We start from the raw sequence: 20,914 nt of genomic DNA, 5'->3' as shown, positions 1-20,914 counted from the left end.
CGCCGAGCCGCAGGGCCGCTATAACCTCGCCGACCTGAAGACCACGGCGAAGCAGGACGGCGCCGGCTATGTGCTGAACGGCCACAAGGCGGTGGTCATCGGCGCGCCCTACGCCACCCACCTGATCGTCACGGCACGGACCTCGGGCGGCCAGCGCGACGCCACCGGCATCAGCGTCTTCATCGTCGCGAGGGACGCGGCTGGGGTGACCACGCGGGACTATCCGACGGTGGACGGCTTCCGCGCCTCGGAGGTCTATCTGGAGAACGTCAAGGTCGGGGCCGCCGCCCTGGTCGGACCCGAGGGCCAGGCCATGCCGCTGATCGAGAAGGTGATGGACGAGGCGCTGGCGGCCACCTGCGCCGAGGCCTGCGGGGTGTTGTCCAAGCTGCACGAAGGCACGCTGGAATACACCAAACAGCGCAAGCAGTTCGGCCAGCCGATCTCCTCGTTCCAGGTGCTGCAGCACCGCATGGTCGACATGTTCATCCAGGTCGAGCAGTCGATCTCGATGACCTACATGGCCACCATCAAGCTCGGTGTTGACGCCGAGCGGTCGAAGTCGGCGTCGGCGGCCAAGGTGCAGATCGGCAAGGCCTGCAAGTTCGTCGGCCAGAACGCGATCCAGCTGCACGGCGGCATGGGCATGACCGACGAGATGGCCATCGGCCACTACTTCAAGCGCGCCACGATGATCGAGAGCGCGTTCGGCAGCACCGACCACCATCTGGCCCGCTATGAGTTCCTGTCCCTGGGGGCGGCCGCCTGACGCAATCCATTCCGTAGTCGGAGGAAAAGATCGAGCCCCTGACCACCCCGCGGTTCAGCCGCGGGCGGGACGGAGTCGGTCGTCTCAGGGCGCCTTCGCCTTGCCGAATGCGTCGGCGACCTGGGACATAAGTCCCGCGCGGGCTAGGTAGCGGGCGAGCGAGCCGCGGCGATTGAGCCACACGCGCTGACTGGCCTGAGGTAAGCCCTCCGCCCCGGCCCGCGCGATGGCGGCCGTATAGGTCTGGAAGGCCTTGAGCAGCCCCGCGTTGCGCGTCGGCCCGGGGGCGAGCAGGGCGGCCGCCTGTTCTTGCGCGGCCGCCTGGTTCCCCAGGGCGACGGCCCCCCCGGCCACCGGCCGCGCCTTACCCCAGAGCCGTCCTGACATCGCCGCCGCATCGGAGGGCGCCAGTCCCATGCGCTCCCGGTCGATCTCGGCGTCGGCGTCGAACTGCGCCGCCTGCGACCACGCGATCTGCTGGCCCAGGGACTCGCGAGTCTCCACGTTCCAGATCCGCAGGGTCTTGTCCAAGGACGCGGTCGCCAGGCGACGACCGTCGGCGGAGAAGGCGACGCCTGCGACCGCCTCGCCATGGCCCGCCAGGACGGCGAGCTCCGTCCCGGAGGCGGCGTCCCAGATGCGCGCCGCGGTGTCGCTGGAACCGGTGGCCACCCGGGCGCCGTCCCGTGAGAACGCCGCCGCGCGCACGGGCCCCGCATGGCCGGACAGGACGTGAAGGGGCTGTCCGGTGGCCACGTCCCAGATGATCGCGCTGCGGTCTCCCGAGGCCGAGACCAGGCGCCGGCCGTCGGGCGAATAGGCCAGGGCATAGGCCACCGACTTGTGGCCCTTGAAGGTTGCGACGCGGGCGTGGGAGACGGCGTCCCAGAGGCTGACGGCGCCGTCGATGCCTCCGGTGGCGATCCGCCGTCCGTCCGGCGAATAGGCGACGCCCAGGGCTTCATTGGACGCGCCGTCCAGACGACCGACCTCCGACCCCGTGGCCGCGTCCCAGATCCGGACCGTCTTGTCGCTGGAGGTCGAAACGATCCGCCGGCCGTCGGGGGAGACGGCGGCGCAACTGACGATGTCCTTGTGCCCACGCAGCGTGGCGAGCGGGGCGCCGGTCGCAGCGTCCCAGACGCGGATCGTCCGGTCATGGGCAGAGGAGACGATCGTCCGACCGTCCGGCGAGAACGCCACGCAGTCGACCACTTCGGTATGCCCCCGCAGGACAATGCGCGTGGCGCCGGTGGCCGCGTCCCGGACCCGGACAGTGTTGTCCCAGGCGCCGCTCGCCATCTGGCGACCGTCCGGCGAGTAGCCGACCGCCAGGACGCCGAGCGTGTGGTCGGACAGGGTGAGCAGCTGCGCGCCGCCCGCCACCCGCCAAAGGCGCGCGGTGCGATCGAGTGACCCCGTAACGAGACGCTGTCCGTCAGGGGAGAAGGCGACCGAGGTGATTGCGGCGTGGTGGCCCACGAACCGCGCCAGCTGGCGGCCCGTTGCCGGGTCCCAGAGACGCGCGGTTCGGTCGCCGGACCCGGTGGCGACGAACTTGCCGTCGCGCGAGAAGGCGACGCTGAACACCACGGCGTCGTGCCCCTCCAGGACCGCCAGAGGGGCGCCGGTCGTTGCGTTCCAGATGCGGGCGGTCTTGTCCCACGAGCCGGTGACGATGCGCCGCCCGTCGGGGGCGTAGTCGATCGCTGTGATCGGGTCGCCATGCGCCGACAGCTTCGCGAGCTGGACACCGTTTGACGTGTTCCAGATGCGCGCCGTGCCGTCGTCTGAGGACGTGGCCACCCGCCGCCCATCGGGCGAGAAGACGGCGCCGGTGACGAAATTCTCGTGACCCTTCAGCACCACGAGCTGGCGACCGCTGGCCACGTCCCAGATCCGCGCGGTCTTGTCGTCGCCGGCGGTGACCACCCGGCGGCCATCGGCGGAGAAGGCGGCGGACTCCACCAGCCCGGAATGGCCCTTGAGCACCTTCAGGATCGCGCCGGCGCCCGAGTCCCAGATCCGCGCCGTGCTGTCGGCGGAGGCGGTCACGATCCGCCGGCCGTCCGGCGAGAACGCCGCACGGTTCAGGCCGTCCTCATGACCTCGAAGGACCGCCAGCTGCGCGCCGGACTCGGCGTCCCAGAGACGCGCGGTCTGGTCATCGGACGCGGTCAGCAAGCGGCGCCCGTCCGGCGAGAACGCCGCCGATTCCACCTCCTCGCCGTGACCGCTGATGACGCCGAGCTGGGGATCGGCGGCCCGGGCCTCCTGGAACACGCTGAGACTGTCGGCGGCGCGGCCGGAGTCGAACCTGGCGTCTGTCAGCACCTCCAGGATCACCGCTTCGGCCACCGGCAGGTTGTCCTCCTTAAGCCGGCCCGCCGCGGCCTGGGTGAGCAGGCGGGCCTGGGCGTGCAGCACCTGGTCGCGCTGGCGTTCGGCCTCGGCCTGCTTCTGGAAGGCGAAAACCCCGGCGCCCATCGCGGTGAGGGCCAGGACCCCCATGGCGCCGGCGATGGCCTGATAGGCCCGCTCGCGCCGCCGGGACGCCTCCAGGTCGCGCTGGCGCAGGGTGTCGTAGCTGACACCCAGCAGGCCCGCGATCAGCTTCAGCTTGGCGTCGTCCTTGCCGTCGCCGTCCGCCCGTGCGTCCGCGGCCAGGGGTTCGGTGCGCGTCCTGGAGAGCTGACCGTCGACGCGCAAGCGAAATTTCAGCGCCTTGGGAAAACACTCGAGCCCAGTGTCGATGTGGGGCTTCTGGTCGGCGTTCGGCTCTCCGTCGACGATCACCGCCAGGATGCGGTCCTCGCGGCCCAGACGCTTGAACGCCAGGATCTCCTCGTTCACCCAGTGGCTTGCGGCGGCCGCGGGCGAGCAGACCACGATCAGATGCGCCGACTGGTGGAGCGCCAGGGTGATCTGGCGACCGAGATCGGCCGCGGTGGGCAACTCTTCGCGGTCGCGGAAGATCGGGAACAGCCGGGGCGGGATCGGGCCGTCGGCCCCCGGCTGGCCCACCAGGCGGGCCGGCACGCGGTAGCTCTCCAGCGCCCGGTGCAACCCGTCGACCCAGGCCGTGTCGCGATGGCTGTAGCTGAGGAACGCCCGATACTTGAACGCGCCGTCCATGCCCGCGCCCCCCCGGCGTCCCTTCGTCTAAGGATTAACGATCCGGGCGCGCTGTCCAGGCCTTAAGGTTGAAGAACCGATGCGACCCGACGGTCTTTGCGCCGGGCGGGATATTTGTTATCAGCGATAATCTAACCTTGATCCCAATCAAGGCGGCGGGATGCTGAGCGCGAAGACTGAGCTGGAACGGAGAAGGCGCCCCATGGATATGTCGCCCCAGGCTGCGGCCGAACATTTCGACGTCCTGATCGTGGGCGCCGGGATCTCCGGCGTCGGCGGCGCCTATCACCTGACCCAGCAACGGCCGGGGACCAGCTTCGTGGTGCTGGAGGCCCTGGAGAGCTTCGGCGGCACCTGGCGGACCCACAACTATCCGGGCACGCGGTCGGACAGCGACCTCTATACGTTCGGCTACCGCTTCAAGCCCTGGACCAGCGCGCCGATCGCCAGCCGCGCCGAGATCCTGGCCTATTTGGGCGAGGTGATCGAAGAGAACGACCTCAGCCGGCACATCCGCTACGGCCACAGGATCATCTCGGCCCACTGGTCCAGCGCCGAGAACCTGTGGACCATCGAGGCGGTTCGCCTCGAGACCGGCGAAACCGTGCGCTTCACCGCGGGCTTCCTGTGGATGTGCCAGGGCTACTATCGCCACAGCGAAGGATACACGCCGGAATGGCCCGGGATGGCCGACTTCAAGGGCCGCATTGTCCATCCCCAGACCTGGCCCGCCGACCTGGACTATTCCGGCAAGAAGATCGTGGTGATCGGCTCGGGGGCCACGGCGGCGACCCTCATCCCCAGCCTGGCCGGCGACGCCGCCCACGTGACCATGCTGCAGCGCTCGCCCACCTATTTCGTGCCCGGCCGCAACGTCAACGATCTGGCCGACACGCTGCGCCAGCTGCAGGTGGACGAGGCCTGGATCCACGAGATCGTGCGCCGCCAGATCCTGTTCGATGGCGCCACTTTCGCCCGCCGCGCCTTCGAAGAGCCGGACACGGTCCGCGAGGAACTGCTGGCCGGGGTCCGAGCCTTCCTGCCGCAGGACCAGGTCGAGAAACACTTCCTGCCCCACTATCGCCCCTGGCGGCAGCGAGTCGCCTTCATCCCGGATGGCGACCTGTTCCAGGGCATCGCGTCGGGCAAGGCCTCGGTGGTCACCGACGAGATCGACCGCTTCGTGGAGGGCGGGATCCTGCTGAAGTCCGGCGAGGTGCTGGAGGCCGACATCATCGTCACCGCCACCGGCTTCAACCTGAACGTCCTGGGCGATATCGACTTCGCCATAGATGGCCAGCCGCTGAACTTCGGCGAGACCGTCACCTATCGCGGCATGATGTTCACGGGGGTCCCGAACATGGTCTGGGTGTTCGGCTATTTCCGCGCCAGCTGGACCCTGCGTTCGGACATGGTGGCCGACTTCGTGATCCGCCTGCTCAACCATATGGACGCCAAGGGCGCCAAGCGCGTGGTCCCGGCCCTGCGGCCGCAGGACGCCGACATGCCGCTTCAGCCCTGGATCGACACCGAAAACTTCAACCCCGGCTACCTGACCCGCGGCATGCACCTGTTGCCCCGCAGCGGGGACAAGCCGGAATGGCGCCACTCCCAGGACTACTGGACGGAGAAGGACGAGTTCCCGGCCATCGACCTCGACGACGCCGCCTTCGTCTATGGCGGCCAGGTGACGCAGGCCGTGGCGGCTGAGTAGGGACCGCAAGCCTGATCCCCACAGACCATCACCGGGGCCGCCATGAGTTCCTGAGCCTGGGTCAGGCGGCTTAGTGCTATAGGGCTGCGCTCGTCCAACGCGGCCCCTCGGCCGGCGGGGGCGAGCGGAGATACCGATGCCTGCTGTCAGCACCAAGAGCCGGATGGACAAGATCGGCGTGAAGCCCGGCATGCGGGTCGCCGTCATGGGCGTCGGCGATCCGACGCTGAGCGCCGAGCTGGCGGAAAAGGGCGCGGTCCCGGTGACCCAGCTCGCCGAACTGGACCTGCTGTTCTACGCCGCCGACAGCGCAGAGGCGTTGGGCCGGGTCGATGCGCTCGTGCCGATGCTGGCGGAAAAGGGCGCGCTGTGGATCGTCAGCCACAAGGGCAAGGCCGCCACCGTCAAGGACGTCGAGGTCATGGCCGCGGCCAAAGCCCACGGTCTGGTGGACAACAAGGTGGTCGCCTTCTCGACCACGCTGACGTCGCTGCGTTTCACAAGGGCCAAGGTCGGGGCCGAGCCCGCCGCCTGAGGGTTAGCTCAGCGACAACAGCGCATCGTGGTCGATGATGTGGCGTGACGCCGCGCCCAGCATCTGCAGGAACATCTCGTCGCCGCGCGGCGTCTGCTTGACCACCATGGCGGCGAAGAAGGCGGTCATGAACAGCAGGAAGCCGCCCTGGCCGTAGTCGCGGGCGAGCTCATCGCGGCTGTAGTCGGCCACGCCGTGCGCGCGCAGGCCGGCGAGATAGCGGTCCAGCAGGGCGGCCTCATGCTCGCGTCGAAGCGCGGGGCTGAGCGCGCCGGCGAGGAAATAGGCGACGTCGGTGGCCCCGACCCCATAGGCGAACGACTGCCAGTCGAGCACCGTCACCGGGCGCCCGCCCGCGGCGGTGGCGAACATCATGTTGTCGGGGCGAAAATCATTGTGGGTCAGGCAGCGGGGGCCGTCCCGCGCCGCGCTGAGCACGCCGTATCGCTGGGAAACCCGCTCTCCCACCTCGATCCAGTCGGGTTGCAGCCGCTCTTCGTAGCGGGCGCGAAACCCGCCCCACAGCTGCCGCACCATCTCCGGGTTGACCTGGCTGACCGGCGCGGCGGCCGAGCCCGAGACCCAGGGCAGGTCGTCCAGCGACGGGTCCGTCCAGTGCGAGGCGTGCAGCTTGGCCGCCTCGTCGATGACCAGCCCCGCCTGATCGAGGCTCACCCCCTTCAGCTGGTCGCCGGCCTCGGCGGGCGCCAGGTCCTCCATCAGCAGCACGAATTCGCCGCTGCCCGGAGCGATGTCGGCGAACAGGCATCGGGGCGTGCGGATCAGGGCGCCGTCGGCCAGGTGGCGGTAGAACATCACCTCACGTTCGTAGTTGCCCAGCATCACCCCGGTCCCGAAGCTGGCCGGGTCGGCCGACGGGAACTTGCCCACCAGAGACGCCGGCGCCGCATCGCCGCCGCGCGCGTAGGTCAAGGCGAAACGGACGCTGTCGCCGATCTGGCCGGTGCCGACCGCGCGCGCCGTGAAGCCGGCCACCTCCGCGTCGATGCCGGCGTGCCGCAAGGCGCGCGTCAGCCACTCGGCGTCGATCGCCTCGGGCCTGCGGATGTCCGGCGGGCCGCCGCTCATCCGGCGACCTGGTGGACGTAGACCTCATTCAGCACGATCTCACGTCCGCGCATCACCACCAGATCGAAGCCGCGCAGCCGGCCGGCTGGGCCCATGTCGCAGTACCAGCGCCCGCAGAAACCGCCGGGGATCGGCCATGTCTCGTCGGGAATATAGGCCATCGGCGGCGTCGCGGCGAACAGCCCGGCCAGGTAGCCCGCGAGCGCCGCGCGGCCGTGCAGGCCGCCCGCCGTCTGGGCGTCCTTGTAGACGCAGTCCTCGGCATAGAAGGCGGTGAGCGCTGGCACGTCCTTGTCGGTCCAGGCCCGCAGCCAGTTGGCGTTGAAGATGGCGATTTCGTCAGCGGTCATGGTGGTCACTCAGGGGGCTCACGCCCGCGGTCCGAGGACGCGGTCGCGATGCGCCTCAGTGAAGATCTCGGCGGGAGCGGCCTCGGGGCCGGCCATCACCGCGACGGCGTGCAGCCCCAATGTCGGGTCAGCCTCGGCGCGCTCGAAGTGGCGCCGGCGACGTTCGCGCGCGGCCTTGCCGAATTCCATGTCCAGCCCGGCCTGCAAGGTGGCCGCGGCCCGCAGCCGGCGCATCCGCTCGCGCCGCTCCTCGCCGTAGGGGGCCAGCGTCGCCGGCGTCCAGTCGTCGCTGGCCTTCAAGAGGTCGCTGACCAGGCGCACGTCGCGGTAGGTGATCGACAGGCCAAGCCCGATGATCGGGTCGTTCCATCCGGCCGCGTCGCCCACCAGCACCATGCCCGGCGCATAGGGCTCGTCGGTCCAGGAATCGGCGTTGATGTAGCTGTGCAGCGGTCCGGCCGGGCGCCCGGCGACCAAGTGGCGGTTCTCCGGAGCGCTGGCCATGGCGAAGCTGTCGAGGAACCGCCGCGCCCCCTCGGGACCCTTGAAGCGCCGGGCTTCGTCCAGGGCGTAGCCGCCGTAGACGCGCACCCGTCCGCCGCCTTGCGGGAAGGCCAGGAAGCCGAAATCGTCCTCGGTGCCGATCGCCTGCAGATCCTCCGCCCAGCCCTCGGCGCCCTCGACCAGCAGGCCGGCGAACCAATGGTGGGGCTTGTCCTGGTGCAGGGCGATGCCGGCGGCTTCGCGGACCTGCGACGTGCGGCCATCGGCGCCGACGATCAGCCGGGCGCTCGCCTCGACGGGATTTCCGTCCTGCTCGAACGTCACCGCCGGCGCCGCGCCCAGGGTCAGGGCGGTCACAGTCACCCCCCGCCGGGCGTCCGCGCCGGCGCTCAGGGCGGCGTCGAACAGGGTCTGGCAGTGCAGCGGGTGGCCCAGGCAAAGCGGGCCGGGAACGTCGGCGGCAAAGATGCCTAGGGGCAGGGTCTGGCCCGCCGCCATCGCGGGATCCCGCGATTCGTCAAAGGTGATGTGCCGGGTCAGATGGTGGCCGCCGGCCGAGCGCAGCAGATCGTAGAGGCCGACCCGGCGGGTCTCGACGACACCCCACGGGGCGATCCACTCGCCGCGCACGCGGTCAATATAGGTCTGCGACTGTTCGAGCAGCAGCACCGAATACCCGTCGCGGGCCATCACCGCGGCCAGGGCGGAACCGCCGATGCCCCCGCCCACGATCGCCAGGTCGTAGGTGGCCACGTTTCGTCCTCCGCGCGCGTCCGATGCCGCTTGAAGAGCAGGCTAGGGCCGTTCCTTGGCGGAACTCAACGCCATTCGATCAAAGGCGGCCGGAGGAGCGGAGCCGCGCGATGCGATATTGCCCCGGCGGGCCGATGCATCTTAAGCCAGGGCATGTCCCTGCGCGATTTCGGGCTCCTGGCGCTGGTGTGCCTGGTCTGGGCGTCCAACAATATCGTCTCGAAATTTGTGGTCAGCCACCTTGGCCTGCCGCCGCTGTTCTATGCCGCCGTGCGGTTCGGAATCGTCGCGGCGGCCACGCTGCCGTGGCTGCTGCCGATGCCGCGGCCGCGCTGGCGGCTGGTGGTGGTGGCGACGCTGATGGGGGGCGGCAACTTCGCCCTGCTGTTCGTCGGGCTGAAGACCTCGACGCCTTCGGCCGCCGCCGTAGTCGGCCAGCTGGGCGTGCCGATCACCACGCTTCTGTCGGTGGCCATGCTGGGCGAGCGTGTCCGCTGGCGGCGCGGCCTGGGTATCGCCTTGACCTTTGTCGGCGCCCTTGCGGTGATGTGGGCGCCGCGCGGCGTGCCGATGTCGCCGGGCCTGATGTACGTGCTCGCCGCCGCCTTCGCCGGCTCGCTGGGCGCGGTGATGATGAAGCAGATCGAGGGGGTCAGGCCGCTGCAGTTCCAGGCCTGGGTCGGGTTCGCCTCGTTCTGGCCCCTGGCGCTGCTCTCGGCGCTGTTCGAGCCTGGGCAGATGCAACAGGGCATCGCCGCCGGCTGGCCATTCCTGGCCTCGGTGCTCTATTCCGGCCTGGTGGTCTCGGTGGGCGGGCACACCATCTACTACATGCTGATCCAGCGCTATGAGGCCAACCTGATCTCGCCGCTGACCCTGATGACGCCCCTGGCGACGATCGGCCTGGGCGTGGCGATCTTCGCCGATCCTTTCGGACCCCGGATGGCGATCGGCAGCGCCATCGCGCTCATCGGCGTGCTGATCATCGCGCTGCGCGGCAACCAGGTGATGCCGCTGCTGCTGGCCATCCGGAACCGCGCGCAATGACCGCCCCTCTGGAGGTCATCGAGGCGCCCAGCCCCAACTTCGACGCCCGCACGGCGCCGCCGCAGATCCTGGTGCTGCACTACACCGGCATGCGCACCGGCGAGGCGGCGCTGGCCCGACTGCGGGATCCTCTGGCCAAGGTTTCGTCGCACTACCTGGTGGAGGAGGACGGCCGCATCTTCCGCCTGGTGGCCGAGGAACGCCGCGCCTGGCACGCGGGCGTCTCGTTCTGGAAGGGCGCGCGCAACCTCAACGGCGTTTCTATTGGCGTGGAGATCGTCAATCCGGGCCACGAATTCGGCTACCGCGCCTTTCCCGACGCCCAGGTCGCCGCGGTGATCGACCTTGTCGCCGACATACGCGCGCGCTGGACGATCGACGACGGCCGCATCGTCGGCCATTCCGACGTCGCGCCGGAGCGCAAGGACGACCCGGGCGAACTGTTCCCCTGGAAGCGGCTGGCGGAGGCCGGCCACGGCCTGTGGGTCGATGCGCCGCCCGCGCCGGGCCTGCCGTTGGCGCAGGGCGACGAAGGCGCCGGAGTGTTCGCCCTGCAGGCCGGATTTACCCGCCTGGGGTATGACCTGCCGCCGTCGGGCCGGTTCGACGCGGCCACCAGGGACGTGGTCATCGCCTTCCAGCGGCACTGGCGACCGGCGACAGTGGACGGGATCGCCGACGGGGCGACCCGCGCCCAGTTGATGGCGCTCTTGAGATTGGGGGCCTGATGCACCCGACGTCCGACTTTCGTGTCGAGGATGAAGGCGTCCTGCTGTCTCAGTTGGCGGCCCGACCCTTGGTGATCCTGGCCGCGATTTGGGCGGGGCGCCCGCTCGTGGCCCACGCGCCGGTCGTGGTGCGCCGGCTATCCGCAGGCCTGGCGCTCGACTTCCATCTGTCCCGCGGAAACGCCCTGGCGCCGGCCCTGGCCATCGGCGTCCAGGCGGTCGCGGTCAGCCTGGCGGCGGACGCCTACATCAGCCCCGACTGGTACAAGAGCGCCGACCAGGTCCCCACCTGGAACTACGTCAGCGTCGAGGCCGAGGGGTCGGTCGAACCCCTGGACGAGGCCGGCCTGATCGCCCTGCTCGACGATCTGTCGGCCCAGGAGGAGGCCCGGCTCGCACCCAAAGCGGCCTGGACGCGGGCCAAGATGTCCGCTGGCCGCTTCGAGGCGATGCTGCGCGGGATCGTCGGGGGCCGGATGCGGATCGAACGCCTGGAAGGAACATCCAAGCTGTCCCAGAACAAGGACGACGCCGACCGCGCCGGAGTGATCGCCGCTCTGGGCGACCACCCCATCGCCGACCTGATGCCCCGATGACCCCGGTCGCGAGTCGCCTCCGCGCACGATGGACCTGGCCGGCGTCGAGGGCGCATCCGCAGGCGCGCGGCCAAGGGGCTCTGAGGCGCGCCCCATTCCCGCCGCGAGGCTGAACAGCGGACAACCTTGGCCTCAGACCCGGTTCAAGGCGCGGGGTCCAGCTTGTGTGGACCTGGCGCCGATCCCTCAGGGCGACGCGCAGGCGGAACGAACCGAAGGAAGTCACGTCATGAATCTCAAGCACACCGTTCTCGTCCTGATCCTGGGCGCGGCCAGCCTGGGCGCGATGAGCGCCACGGCCAACGCGCAGCCTGTTCGCGACCCCGCGAAACAGGAAGTCCTCGCCCGCGTTCATCACCAAAGCCACGACGTCCGTGTCGCCGAACGCACCGGCAAGATCAGCCCGCGGAAAGCCCACCGCCTGCTGGCCGCCGATCACCGCATCGCGCGCCACGTGCGCATGCACCGGGGACATCTGACTCGCGTCGAGGCCCGCAGGCTGAACCACCAGGAGAACCGCATCCACCGGCACATCCACAGCTAGGAGCCCTTCCCGCTCAGGCTGGCTCAATCTGAGTGGAGGAGAAGGGCTCCAGAGTTAGACGACGACCCTGTTCTTTCCCGGATGACTTGAGTCACGTCAGCCGGGACAGGGTCTAGGGATCGCCACTGTTGCGCCGCCGGGCCGCCGCCTGTCCCCCCGAGGATGGCGGCCCGGCGGCTCCGCATGTCCCGTCCCGGTTCCGCCGACCACCCCGCTAGTCCCTGTCGGGTGCGCCCAGCGGGAAGAAGTGGCGGTAGGGCCGCCCGTCGTCCACCGCGTGAGCGACGGAGGGCCTGGCGAGCAGGCGCACCCGATAGGCGTGCAGGTGGGCGAATTTCGCGTCGATCCGGTGCGTCCAGTCGGCGTAGAACAGGGCCGGCGCCGCGGCGCAGTCGGCCAGGCTGAAGCTCTCGCCCACCGCCCATTCCCGGCCCGCCATCCGCGCATCCAGCCAAGCGTAGGCGGTGTCCAGCATGGCGCGCCATTGGACCACGCCATAGGCGTCGCGGTCCTTCGCCTCGCGGACGGCGTTGAAGACGATGTTGCCTTGCGGGGTCATCACGTAGTTGTCGAACACCCGGTCGAGCATGCGGACCTCGACCGCGGCGCGGGGATCTTCCGGTATCAGGCGCACGGGACCCGGATAGTTGGCCGCCAGGTGCTCGATGATCGTGGTGGCCTCAAGTATGGTGACGGCGCCATCGACCAGGATCGGGAACCGCTGCAGAGGCCATAGCGAGGCGAACTCCGCAGCGGTGGCTGGGTCCTCTGAAGACAGCTTGCGCAGAGTGAAGGGCGTTCCGGTCTCGTAGAAAGCGATGATCGCTTTCTGGCTATAAGACGAGAAGGGGTGGGCAAAGAGCTGCAGGGTCATGGGCTGGACCCTAGCTTGCTTGACCTGGGGATCGCCAGAGACCACGTTCCGCGCGGACCAGACGGCCGGGCGATCGCGGCTCTCGCAAGAGGGTCGAGGAAAGTCCGGGCTCCACGACGACATGGCGGCGGGTAACGCCCGCCGGGGGCGACCCCAGGGATAGCGCCACAGAAAGCAAACCTCCTCTCCAGGCTTTCGGGTCCGGGAGGGAAGGGTGAAAGGGTGGGGTAAGAGCCCACCGCGTCGCTGGTGACAGGGACGGCATGGCAAGCCCCGCCAGGAGCAAGACCGAATAGGGACCGTGCGCCGCCAGCAATGGCGGCAGGGCTGTCGTAGGCCTGGGCGGTCCGGGTAGGTCGCGAGAACCGTCCCGCGAGGGGCGGTCCAGAGGAATGATCGCCTAGGTCCGGGGTTTCGGCCCCGGGCGGCACAGAACCCGGCTTACAGGCCGTCTGGTCCATCGTCCCACAACCTGTCCACAGGCCCTCGTTAACAGGTGTGGCGGAAGTTCGCCGTATGTTCTGTGGATAAGTATTTTTGGTTAACCATGACTGACGGCCATGGCGCGGTTTCTATAACAAAAGGTCAATTGGAGTCATTGTGTGGCATTTAGAGGCATGATACCCCATTCGTACTTCGCTAACCAAATTCGCGTGTCGGGCACGTGTCGCGGGGCGAAGGCACGGGGCGGATGGGAACCGCCGGCAGATCGCAGGGGCTTTGGGCGTGTTTCTCTCGACCTTCGAGAAGCAGCTGGATGGAAAGCGGCGCATCGTCGTGCCGCAGGACTTCCGCGCCCAGACCGCCGGGCCGTTCGATGGCGTCTTCTGTTTTCCGTCCATCGAGGCGGATTGCATCGAGGGGGGCGGCAAGGCCCTGTTCGACCGCTACGCCGGCGTGATCGAGGAGCTGGAGTTCGGCGATCCGATCCGCAGCGCCCTGGAACTGTCGGTATTCGGCGGCATGGCGCGCCTGTCCTTCGACCCCGCCGGGCGCATCACCTTGCCGGAAAATCTCTGCGACATGTTCGCCATCACCGACTGGGTGGTGGTGGTGGGTCTCGGCGACCGGTTTCAGATCTGGAACCGTGAGGCCTTCCAGGCGCACCGTGACGCCCAGCGCGACGTCGCCCGCGAGGGGCTGGCTTCGATGCGCGCCCAGCAGCGAGCTGTGCGGCTTTCCAGTTCGAGTGCCGGGGCGACGGGATGAGCGCCGCGCATGTCCCCGTCCTGCTTGCGGAGGTCGTGGACGCGCTGCAACCCCGCGCCGGCGAAACCATCGTCGACGGGACCTTCGGCGCCGGCGGCTACAGCCGCGCGCTGCTTGCCGCCGGTTCGAGCATCATCGCCTTCGATCGCGACCCCGGCGCGGCGCAATTCGCCCAGGGCCTGCCTGCCGACCGCTTTCGCCTGCTTGAGCGGCGCTTCTCCGAGCTTGACGCGGTGACCGGCCCGGGCGCCGTCGACGGCGTGGTTCTCGACATCGGCGTCTCGTCCATGCAGCTGGACCAGGCCGAACGCGGCTTTTCCTTCATGCGTGACGGGCCGCTGGACATGCGCATGGCCGCCGACGGCCCGACCGCCGCCGACCTGGTGAACGCTGCCGAGCCCGCCGAAATCGCCCGCATCCTCTATGTCTACGGCGAGGAGCGCGAGAGCCGCCGGATCGCCCGCGCGATCGCGCGCCGTCGCGAGGAGCAGCCGTTCACCCGGACCCTGGAGCTGGCCGAGTTCATCGAAAAGACGCTGGGCGGACGCCGGGGCGCCAAGGTCCACCCGGCCACGCGGTCGTTCCAGGCGATCCGCATCGCCGTCAATGAGGAACTGGCCGAGCTGGAGGCCGGCCTGGTGGCCGCCGAGTCGGCGCTGAAGGTGGGCGGCCGGCTCTGCGTCGTCACGTTCCATTCGCTTGAAGATCGAATCGTGAAGACCTTCCTGGCGGTGCGGGCAGGCAAAACGCCGGGGGGATCGCGCCACGCGCCGCCGGTGGAAACGACCGCGGCGCCGAGCTTCCAGCTATCGTTCAACGGCGCTCGAACGGCGTCGGCCGCGGAGCTGGCGGCCAATCCCAGGGCCCGGTCGGCGAAACTGAGGGCGGCGGTGCGCGCCGACGCCCCGGTCTGGAGAGCGGCGGCATGAGCTGGCTTGGACGCAGGGTTCGAGGCTTCCGGCTGTTGGATCTGGTGGCGCTGGGCGTACTGACGATGCTGATCCTCGGCGTCTACCTGGCCAAGACCATCGCCGGCCGCGAGCGGACCGAGATCGCCCGAGTCGAGCGCCAGATCGAGATGGAAAAGGCCCGCATCCGCCTGCTCAAGGCCGAGGTCAGCCACCTTGAGCAGCCGGCGCGCATCGAGCGCCTGTCTGAAGCCTATCTCGGCCTTGGCCCGGCGTCCCTGAAGCGCGAGACGACCCTGGAGGCCCTTGCTGACATCGCCAGCAAGCCCTTGGCGTCGCCGGCCGTCGCGGTGGAGGTGACGCCCGACCCGATCCTGACCGCCGCTCCGCAACCGGCCGCCCCCCTGGCTGTCCCGACCCAGGTCGCCGAGGCAGGCCGATGAGCTTTGGGCAGCAGACCTTTGGCGACACCGCGCTGTCGCGCTGGTTCTCGTCGTGGATATGGCGCTTCGAGCACGCTTTCGAGCGCGCGCGGGCCTCCGGCCGGGCCGAGGATGACACCCGCATCCGCATCTTCGTTGTCCTGGTGCTGTTCTCGCTGGGCTTCCTGTGGCTGACCTATGGCGCGACCCGCGCGACCTTGTTTCCGGGCTTCAGCCGCGGCGACTATGCTGCGTCGCTGGGTTCCGCGCGCGCCGATCTCGTCGATCGCAACGGCCAGATGCTGGCGGCGGACCTCCTGCACTACGGTCTCTACATCGACCCGCGCGAGATCTGGGACACCGCGGAGACCCGGCGCGCGCTCTCCGCCAGCCTGCCGGACCTGGCGCCCGGGCGCCTGGAGCGCGCCTTGCGGGCCGGACGCCGCACCTTCGTCACCGGGGGCCTGACGCCGGAGGCCCGCGCGCGGGTGCACGAGCTTGGCCTGCCCGGCGTCAGCTTCGAGCCGGAGCAGAAGCGGGTCTATCCCCTGGGCTATACCGCCGCCCACCTGATCGGCTTTGCCGACACCGGCGGCGAGGGCCTGGCCGGCGCCGAAGCCGCGCTGAACGACGACATCCGCGCCGCGGTGTCCAGCGGGACCACGGTGCCGCTCGCCATCGACCTGCGCGTCCAGGCCGCGCTGGAGGACGAACTCTACAGGGCCGCCGCCCAGTTCCACCCGCACGGCGCGGCAGGCGTGGTGATCAATGTCCACACCGGCGAGATCCTGGGCCTGGCCAGCTATCCGACCTTCGATCCCAACAAGCCCGGCGCCGCCAGCCTCGACGCGCGCCTGAACCGGGCGGCCGGCTCGATCTATGAGATGGGCTCGACGTTCAAGGGGTTCACCGTCGCCATCGGCCTGGACACCGGGGTGGCGACGCCGGCCTCGACCTTCGATGCGCGGACGCCCTTCCAGCTCGGCTACCGCACGATCCACGACTACCACGCGACCCACAAGATCCTCACCCTGGTCGAGGTGTTCCAGCATTCCTCGAACATCGGCACCGCGCGACTGGCCGAGCGGATCGGCGCCGACCGCCTCAGCCACTATTTCAAGGCGTTCGGCCTGACCGAGCCCGCCAAGGTCGAGCTGATCGAGACCGCCCGGCCGCTGACGCCGAGGGTCTGGAACGAGGATGCGGTGGCCTCGACCTCCTTCGGACACGGGATCAATGTCAGCCCCCTGGCGCTGGCCAGAGCCTATTCCGGCCTGCTCAATGGCGGCGAGCTGCTGCCGCTGACGATCCGCAAGCTGCCGGCGGGCGCCCAGGTTCACGGCCCGCGAATCGTTTCGCCGGCGACGTCGGCGACGCTGCTGGAGATCATGCGCTCCAATGTCACTGGCGGGTCGGGCAAGTCGGCCAACATTCCGGGCTTAAACGTCGGCGGCAAGACCGGCACCGGCGACAAGTGGGAAAATGCCGCGCGCGCCTACAGCCACACCAAGCAGGTCTCATCGTTCGCGGCGGTCTTTCCCACCGACGGGCCGCTGGACGCGCCACGCTACTTCGTCCTGATCCTGGTGGATGAGCCGGCGCGCGACAAGACCGGTCTGGACCCCACTGGCGGCATCGCCGCGGCGCCGGCCGCCGGCCGGGTGATCGAACGCATCGCCCCGTTCCTGGGCGTCCAGCGCCGCGTCGACACCAATCCCTTCGCGCCCCCCGCCGTGGCGCCCGCCGCCGACGTCGGAGAAGAGCATTGAGACTCTCCGAACTGCTTCGCCGCGAGGTTCCGGCCGATCCCGACATCGTCGGGGTCACCGCCGACAGCCGCAAGGTGCGGCCGGGCTACCTGTTCGCCGCGCTGCCGGGAGCCAAGGTCGATGGCCGCAGTTTCGCCTCGCGCGCCGTGGAGCAGGGGGCCGTGGCCGTGCTGGCCGGGCGCGAGATCGAGCATCTGTCCGTGCCACTGGTCACCGCCGGTGACCCGCGCCGGGCCTATGCGCTGGCCGCCGCGGCGCTTTGGGGGGCTCAGCCTCGAACCTGCGTCGCCGTCACCGGCACCAACGGCAAGACCTCCGTCGCCGGCTTCTGCCGTCAGATCTTTGCGGGCGCGGGCCACAAGGCCGCCAGCATGGGCACCCTGGGGGTCCGCATCAGCGCGCCAAACCGCCACGAGGGGGGCGTCGCCGACGAACAGGTGACGCCGCCTGGCCTAACCACCCCCGACGCCGCCGACGTGGCCGAGCTGCTGGCCGGCCTGGCCCGGTCCGGCGTCACGCACCTGGCCCTGGAAGCCTCCTCGCACGGGGTCGACCAACGCCGGCTGGACGGGGTCACGCTGACCGCCGCGGGCTTCCTCAACCTGACCCAGGACCACCTCGACTACCACGGCACCATGGGAGTCTATCGCGCCGCCAAACTGCGCCTGTTCGAGACCCTGCTGGCGCGGGGCAGGACCGCGGTGCTGAACGCCGACTCCGACGCCTATCCAGCCTTTGCCGCGGCCGCCGTCGGCGCCGGTCAGACCGTCATGAGCGTCGGCGAGGCGGGCCAGGGACTGACGCTGGTCGCGCGCGCCCCGCGGCTCGACGGCCAGCATCTGAGCGTGCGCCATGACGGCCGCGTGCACAACCTGCGGCTGCCCCTGGCGGGAGCCTTTCAGGCCTCCAACGCGCTGGTGGCCGCGGGGCTCTGCATGGCCGCTGGCTTGAGCGTCGAACAGGCGATGGCGGGCTTGGAAACCCTGGTCGGCGCCCCCGGGCGGCTGCAGCGCATCGGTCAGGGTCCGCGCGGCGGCGAGGCCTATGTGGACTATGCCCATACGCCCGACGGTCTGGAGACTGTGCTGCGCGCGCTGCGTCCGCACGTGCGTGGCAAACTGATCGTGGTGTTCGGGGCCGGCGGCGACCGCGATCGCGCCAAGCGCCCGCTGATGGGCCAGATCGCCGCCAAACTGGCTGACGTGGCGATCGTCACCGACGACAACCCGCGCGGCGAACCGCCGGCCGCGATCCGGGCGGAGATCCTGGCCGGAGCGCGCGACGCAAGGGAAATCGGCGACCGCCGCGAGGCGATCCGGGAGGCCGCCGCCCTGCTGGGGGACGGCGATATCCTGGTGGTCGCCGGCAAGGGCCATGAGCAGGGCCAGACCGTGGGCGACGTGGTGCATCCCTTTGACGATGTCGCCGAGACGCAGGCCGCGCTCCATGGCTGAAGCGCTGTGGACGTCCGACGAGATCGCGGCCGCGACCGGCGGAAAGCCCGCCGGCCGCCCCTTCACCGCCAGCGGAGTCTCCATCGATACGCGCACGCTTGAGCCCGGTGACCTGTTCGTGGCGCTGGGCGGCGTCCGGGACGGCCACGACTTCGTTGAACAGGCCATGGCCAAGGGCGCGGTCGGGGCGCTCGCCTCGCGCCAGGTGTTCGGCTCCGCGGTGATGGTCGACGATCCGTTCAGGGCGCTGGAACGGTTGGGCGCCGCGGCGCGCGAACGGGCGCCCGCCACCCGCCGCGGCGCGGTCACCGGCTCGGTCGGCAAGACCAGCGTCACCCAGGCCATCGCCGCGGGGCTCAGCCTTGCCGGGCGGGCGCATGCGTCGGTGAACAGTTACAACAATCACATCGGCGTGCCGCTGACTCTGGCGCGGATGGCCCGCGACACCGAGCGCGCGATCTTCGAGATCGGCATGAACCACGCCGGCGAGATCGGGCCGCTGACCCGCATGGTTCAGCCGCACGCCGCGGTGGTGACCAACGTCGGGCCGGTCCACGTTGAGAATTTCCCGGACGGCGAGACCGGCGTCGCCAACGCCAAGGCCGAGATCTTCGAAGGCATGTCGCCGGGCGGGGTGGCGGTGCTGAACGCCGACGACCCCTGGTTCGCCCGGCTTCGGGACGCCGCGGTGGCGGCCGGCGCCGAGGTCCGCACGTTTGGCCGGGGCGAGGGGTGCGACGCGCGCCTGATCGACGTCCGTAGCCAGGGCCGTGGGGCGGTGATCCGGGCGTGCCTCGGCGGACGGGATCTCGAGGTCCCGATCCTGCAGACCGGCGCGCACTGGGGCCCAAACAGCCTGGCGGTCCTGCTGATGCTGGAAGCCCTCGACGTCGACCTCGGCGACAGCCTCGCCGCGCTGGCGAGCTTCGCGCCCCTCTCGGGACGCGGCGCCGAGCGGTGCGTGCATCTCGCCGGCGGCGGTTTCACCCTGATCGACGAGAGCTACAACGCCAACCCCGTCTCCATGGCCGCGGCCCTCGCCACCCTGGGCGCGCGCACGACCGCGGGGCGCAGGATCGCGGCGCTCACCGACATGCTGGAACTGGGGGTGGACGGCCCGGCCTATCACGCCGCCCTGGCCCTGCCGCTGGCCCAGGCGGGGGTCGATCTGGTGTTCTGCGCCGGCCCCCTGATGAAAACCCTGTGGGACGCCCTTCCGCCGACTCGGCGCGGCGGCTACGCGGAGACGGCGGCGGCGCTGGCGCCGCGGGTCGCCCGGGCCGCAGAGCCTGGCGACGTGGTGATGGTGAAGGGCTCGAACGGGTCGAAAGCCGGTGCAATCGCCGCCGCGCTGGCGGCCCTCGACGTCCGCTCCGGGGAGGCGGGCTGATGTTCTACTGGCTGTACGAATACCTGTCGGCCGGCGGTCACGGCCACGTGCCGGTGCTCAATCTGCTAAAATACCTGACGTTCCGGACCGGCATGTCGCTGTTCACCGCCCAGGTCATCGTCGTCGCCATGGGATCGCGCTTCATCCGCTGGATGCAGGCCAAGCAGGGCAAGGGTCAGCCGATCCGGGCCGAGGGCATCCAGCGCCACATCGTCGAGAAGGCCGGCACGCCGACCATGGGCGGGGTGATGATCCTGGCCGGACTTGTCGCCGGGACTCTGCTGTGGGCGGATCTGTCCAACGTCTATGTCTGGGCCCTGCTGCTGGTCACCTGCGGCTACGGCCTGCTGGGCTTTCTCGACGACTATTCCAAGGTCACCAAACAGACGACGGACGGCATCTCCGGCAAGACGCGGCTGTTGCTGGAGGCGCTGATCGCCATGGCGGCTGTCCTGCTGATCATCCTGTTCGCCGCCAAGCCGCCGGAATCGCCGGGCCTCCTGACCTCGGTCAGCTTCCCGCTGTTCAAGCAGGCGCTGGTCAACCTGCATTGGGTCTATCTGCCGTTCGGCGCCTTCATCATCGTCGGCGCCGCCAATGCGGTGAATTTCACCGACGGTCTCGACGGGCTGGCGACGGTGCCGGCGATGATCGCCGCGGCCGCCTATGGCCTGATCGCCTATCTGGTCGGCAATTTCGTCTTCGCCAACTACCTGCAGCTGCACTTTGTCCCCGGCGTCGGCGAGATCGCCGTCTACTGCGGGGCGATGATCGGCGCCGGGCTTGGCTTCCTCTGGTACAATGCCCCGCCGGCCCGGATCTTCATGGGCGACACCGGGGCGCTGGCTCTGGGCGGCGGCATCGGCGCGGTGGCGGTGGCCACCCGTCAGGAGATCCTGCTGGGCGTGATCGGCGGCCTGTTCGTCGCCGAAACCTTGTCGGTGGTCGTCCAGGTGGCCTGGTTCAAGCGCACCGGACGCAGGATCTTCCTGATGGCCCCGATCCATCACCATTTCGAAAAGCTAGGCTGGTCGGAATCGACCATCGTGATCCGGTTCTGGATCGTCTCGATCATGCTGGCCCTGCTGGGTCTCGCCACCCTGAAGCTGCGGTAGGGGAGGGCC

General features: G+C 69.8%; 19 protein-coding genes and 1 other RNA gene. 15 read left to right on the top strand and 5 right to left on the bottom strand.

Translation table 11 applies throughout. From position 1 onward, the window contains the following. On the top strand, positions 1–769 hold a 769-nt coding region (locus RMN86_RS17040; RefSeq protein WP_309607056.1), incomplete at its 5' end, for an acyl-CoA dehydrogenase family protein. 84 nt (positions 770–853) lie between these two features. On the opposite strand, the gene RMN86_RS17035 is transcribed toward RMN86_RS17040, so the two are convergent. Further along, entirely contained in the window at positions 854–3,904 is a 3,051-nt protein-coding gene (locus tag RMN86_RS17035) for a TIR domain-containing protein (RefSeq protein WP_309607055.1), read from the bottom strand. Positions 3,905–4,106: 202 nt separating this feature from the next. Between RMN86_RS17035 and RMN86_RS17030 the strand changes: the two genes are divergently transcribed. Further along, positions 4,107–5,618: an NAD(P)/FAD-dependent oxidoreductase gene (locus tag RMN86_RS17030; protein WP_309607054.1), complete on the top strand. Its 1,512-nt coding sequence runs from the start codon at positions 4,107–4,109 to the stop codon at positions 5,616–5,618. A 136-nt stretch (positions 5,619–5,754) separates the two neighbouring features. Then, positions 5,755–6,153, top strand: a complete 399-nt coding sequence (locus tag RMN86_RS17025) for a hypothetical protein (protein ID WP_309607053.1) — start codon at positions 5,755–5,757, stop codon at positions 6,151–6,153. A 3-nt stretch (positions 6,154–6,156) separates the two neighbouring features. Here RMN86_RS17025 and RMN86_RS17020 read toward each other — a convergent pair whose 3' ends face one another. From RMN86_RS17020 to RMN86_RS17010, 3 genes are read right to left on the bottom strand one after another with little or no spacing between them, the layout of a single operon-like run. After that, positions 6,157–7,242 carry a phosphotransferase gene (locus tag RMN86_RS17020; RefSeq protein ID WP_309607052.1) on the bottom strand — a complete coding sequence of 362 codons (1,086 nt, stop codon included), beginning with the start codon at positions 7,240–7,242 and terminating at the stop codon, positions 6,157–6,159. After that, a complete protein-coding gene (locus RMN86_RS17015) occupies positions 7,239–7,592 on the bottom strand; it encodes a nuclear transport factor 2 family protein (RefSeq protein WP_309607051.1) in 354 nt (117 codons plus the stop codon). Before RMN86_RS17015 ends, RMN86_RS17020 begins: the two co-directional genes overlap by 4 nt. 18 nt (positions 7,593–7,610) lie before the next feature. After that, positions 7,611–8,849 (bottom strand): NAD(P)/FAD-dependent oxidoreductase, encoded by a 1,239-nt coding sequence (locus RMN86_RS17010; protein ID WP_309607050.1) that lies wholly within the window; start codon positions 8,847–8,849, stop codon positions 7,611–7,613. A gap of 153 nt (positions 8,850–9,002) precedes the next feature. Here RMN86_RS17010 and RMN86_RS17005 point away from each other — a divergent pair, with 153 nt between their 5' ends. The 4 genes from RMN86_RS17005 to RMN86_RS16990 all read left to right on the top strand — a co-directional run bounded on the left by RMN86_RS17005 (position 9,003) and on the right by RMN86_RS16990 (position 11,764). Continuing rightward, positions 9,003–9,896, top strand: coding sequence for a DMT family transporter (locus RMN86_RS17005; protein ID WP_309607049.1), 894 nt, complete (start codon positions 9,003–9,005; stop codon positions 9,894–9,896). Next, positions 9,893–10,624 carry an N-acetylmuramoyl-L-alanine amidase gene (locus tag RMN86_RS17000; protein WP_309607048.1) on the top strand — a complete coding sequence of 244 codons (732 nt, stop codon included), beginning with the start codon at positions 9,893–9,895 and terminating at the stop codon, positions 10,622–10,624. The genes RMN86_RS17005 and RMN86_RS17000 overlap by 4 nt, the downstream gene beginning before the upstream one ends. Then, positions 10,624–11,220 carry an FMN-binding negative transcriptional regulator gene (locus tag RMN86_RS16995; protein ID WP_309607047.1) on the top strand — a complete coding sequence of 199 codons (597 nt, stop codon included), beginning with the start codon at positions 10,624–10,626 and terminating at the stop codon, positions 11,218–11,220. Before RMN86_RS17000 ends, RMN86_RS16995 begins: the two co-directional genes overlap by 1 nt. A gap of 229 nt (positions 11,221–11,449) precedes the next feature. After that, positions 11,450–11,764 carry a hypothetical protein gene (locus tag RMN86_RS16990; protein WP_309607046.1) on the top strand — a complete coding sequence of 105 codons (315 nt, stop codon included), beginning with the start codon at positions 11,450–11,452 and terminating at the stop codon, positions 11,762–11,764. Between the two features lie 214 nt (positions 11,765–11,978). Here RMN86_RS16990 and RMN86_RS16985 read toward each other — a convergent pair whose 3' ends face one another. Further along, positions 11,979–12,638: a glutathione S-transferase family protein gene (locus RMN86_RS16985; RefSeq protein WP_309607045.1), complete on the bottom strand. Its 660-nt coding sequence runs from the start codon at positions 12,636–12,638 to the stop codon at positions 11,979–11,981. 57 nt (positions 12,639–12,695) lie between these two features. Here RMN86_RS16985 and rnpB point away from each other — a divergent pair. The 8 genes from rnpB (at position 12,696) to mraY (ending at position 20,905) form a co-directional block, all read left to right on the top strand. Continuing rightward, positions 12,696–13,098, top strand: an RNA gene (rnpB, locus tag RMN86_RS16980) — RNase P RNA component class A. 266 nt (positions 13,099–13,364) lie between these two features. Beyond that, on the top strand, positions 13,365–13,847 hold the full coding sequence (locus RMN86_RS16975) for a division/cell wall cluster transcriptional repressor MraZ (RefSeq protein ID WP_309607044.1): 483 nt from the start codon (positions 13,365–13,367) through the stop codon (positions 13,845–13,847). Beyond that, a complete protein-coding gene (gene rsmH / locus RMN86_RS16970) occupies positions 13,844–14,776 on the top strand; it encodes a 16S rRNA (cytosine(1402)-N(4))-methyltransferase RsmH (protein WP_309607043.1) in 933 nt (310 codons plus the stop codon). Before RMN86_RS16975 ends, rsmH begins: the two co-directional genes overlap by 4 nt. Next, entirely contained in the window at positions 14,773–15,198 is a 426-nt protein-coding gene (locus RMN86_RS16965; protein ID WP_309607042.1) for a cell division protein, read from the top strand. The genes rsmH and RMN86_RS16965 overlap by 4 nt, the downstream gene beginning before the upstream one ends. Next, a complete protein-coding gene (locus tag RMN86_RS16960; RefSeq protein ID WP_309607041.1) occupies positions 15,195–16,946 on the top strand; it encodes a penicillin-binding protein 2 in 1,752 nt (583 codons plus the stop codon). Before RMN86_RS16965 ends, RMN86_RS16960 begins: the two co-directional genes overlap by 4 nt. After that, positions 16,943–18,400 carry a UDP-N-acetylmuramoyl-L-alanyl-D-glutamate--2,6-diaminopimelate ligase gene (locus RMN86_RS16955; protein ID WP_309607040.1) on the top strand — a complete coding sequence of 486 codons (1,458 nt, stop codon included), beginning with the start codon at positions 16,943–16,945 and terminating at the stop codon, positions 18,398–18,400. The genes RMN86_RS16960 and RMN86_RS16955 overlap by 4 nt, the downstream gene beginning before the upstream one ends. After that, on the top strand, positions 18,393–19,790 hold the full coding sequence (gene murF / locus RMN86_RS16950) for a UDP-N-acetylmuramoyl-tripeptide--D-alanyl-D-alanine ligase (RefSeq protein WP_309607039.1): 1,398 nt from the start codon (positions 18,393–18,395) through the stop codon (positions 19,788–19,790). The genes RMN86_RS16955 and murF overlap by 8 nt, the downstream gene beginning before the upstream one ends. Next, positions 19,790–20,905 (top strand): phospho-N-acetylmuramoyl-pentapeptide-transferase, encoded by a 1,116-nt coding sequence (mraY, locus tag RMN86_RS16945; RefSeq protein ID WP_309607038.1) that lies wholly within the window; start codon positions 19,790–19,792, stop codon positions 20,903–20,905. The genes murF and mraY overlap by 1 nt, the downstream gene beginning before the upstream one ends. Positions 20,906–20,914: the final 9 nt, after the last annotated feature.

The organism is Phenylobacterium sp. (assembly GCF_031360265.1).
Lineage (GTDB): Bacteria > Pseudomonadota > Alphaproteobacteria > Caulobacterales > Caulobacteraceae > Phenylobacterium.
The sequence above is the reverse complement of the archived record's forward strand: the minus strand, read 5'-3'. Positions and strand labels throughout refer to the sequence as shown.

What these genes read in the sequence shown, in the direction of transcription:
- RMN86_RS16985 (WP_309607045.1), bottom strand. Translation starts at nt 12,638, where the DNA reads ATGACCCTGCAGCTCTTTGCCCACCCCTTCTCGTCTTATAGCCAGAAA.
- RMN86_RS16965 (WP_309607042.1), top strand. Translation starts at nt 14,773, where the DNA reads ATGAGCTGGCTTGGACGCAGGGTTCGAGGCTTCCGGCTGTTGGATCTG.
- RMN86_RS16995 (WP_309607047.1), top strand. Translation starts at nt 10,624, where the DNA reads ATGCACCCGACGTCCGACTTTCGTGTCGAGGATGAAGGCGTCCTGCTG.
- RMN86_RS17020 (WP_309607052.1), bottom strand. Translation starts at nt 7,242, where the DNA reads ATGAGCGGCGGCCCGCCGGACATCCGCAGGCCCGAGGCGATCGACGCC.
- murF (WP_309607039.1), top strand. Translation starts at nt 18,393, where the DNA reads ATGGCTGAAGCGCTGTGGACGTCCGACGAGATCGCGGCCGCGACCGGC.
- RMN86_RS17030 (WP_309607054.1), top strand. Translation starts at nt 4,107, where the DNA reads ATGGATATGTCGCCCCAGGCTGCGGCCGAACATTTCGACGTCCTGATC.
- mraY (WP_309607038.1), top strand. Translation starts at nt 19,790, where the DNA reads ATGTTCTACTGGCTGTACGAATACCTGTCGGCCGGCGGTCACGGCCAC.
- RMN86_RS16990 (WP_309607046.1), top strand. Translation starts at nt 11,450, where the DNA reads ATGAATCTCAAGCACACCGTTCTCGTCCTGATCCTGGGCGCGGCCAGC.
- RMN86_RS17000 (WP_309607048.1), top strand. Translation starts at nt 9,893, where the DNA reads ATGACCGCCCCTCTGGAGGTCATCGAGGCGCCCAGCCCCAACTTCGAC.
- RMN86_RS17005 (WP_309607049.1), top strand. Translation starts at nt 9,003, where the DNA reads ATGTCCCTGCGCGATTTCGGGCTCCTGGCGCTGGTGTGCCTGGTCTGG.
- RMN86_RS16960 (WP_309607041.1), top strand. Translation starts at nt 15,195, where the DNA reads ATGAGCTTTGGGCAGCAGACCTTTGGCGACACCGCGCTGTCGCGCTGG.
- RMN86_RS17015 (WP_309607051.1), bottom strand. Translation starts at nt 7,592, where the DNA reads ATGACCGCTGACGAAATCGCCATCTTCAACGCCAACTGGCTGCGGGCC.
- RMN86_RS17025 (WP_309607053.1), top strand. Translation starts at nt 5,755, where the DNA reads ATGCCTGCTGTCAGCACCAAGAGCCGGATGGACAAGATCGGCGTGAAG.
- RMN86_RS17035 (WP_309607055.1), bottom strand. Translation starts at nt 3,904, where the DNA reads ATGGACGGCGCGTTCAAGTATCGGGCGTTCCTCAGCTACAGCCATCGC.
- rsmH (WP_309607043.1), top strand. Translation starts at nt 13,844, where the DNA reads ATGAGCGCCGCGCATGTCCCCGTCCTGCTTGCGGAGGTCGTGGACGCG.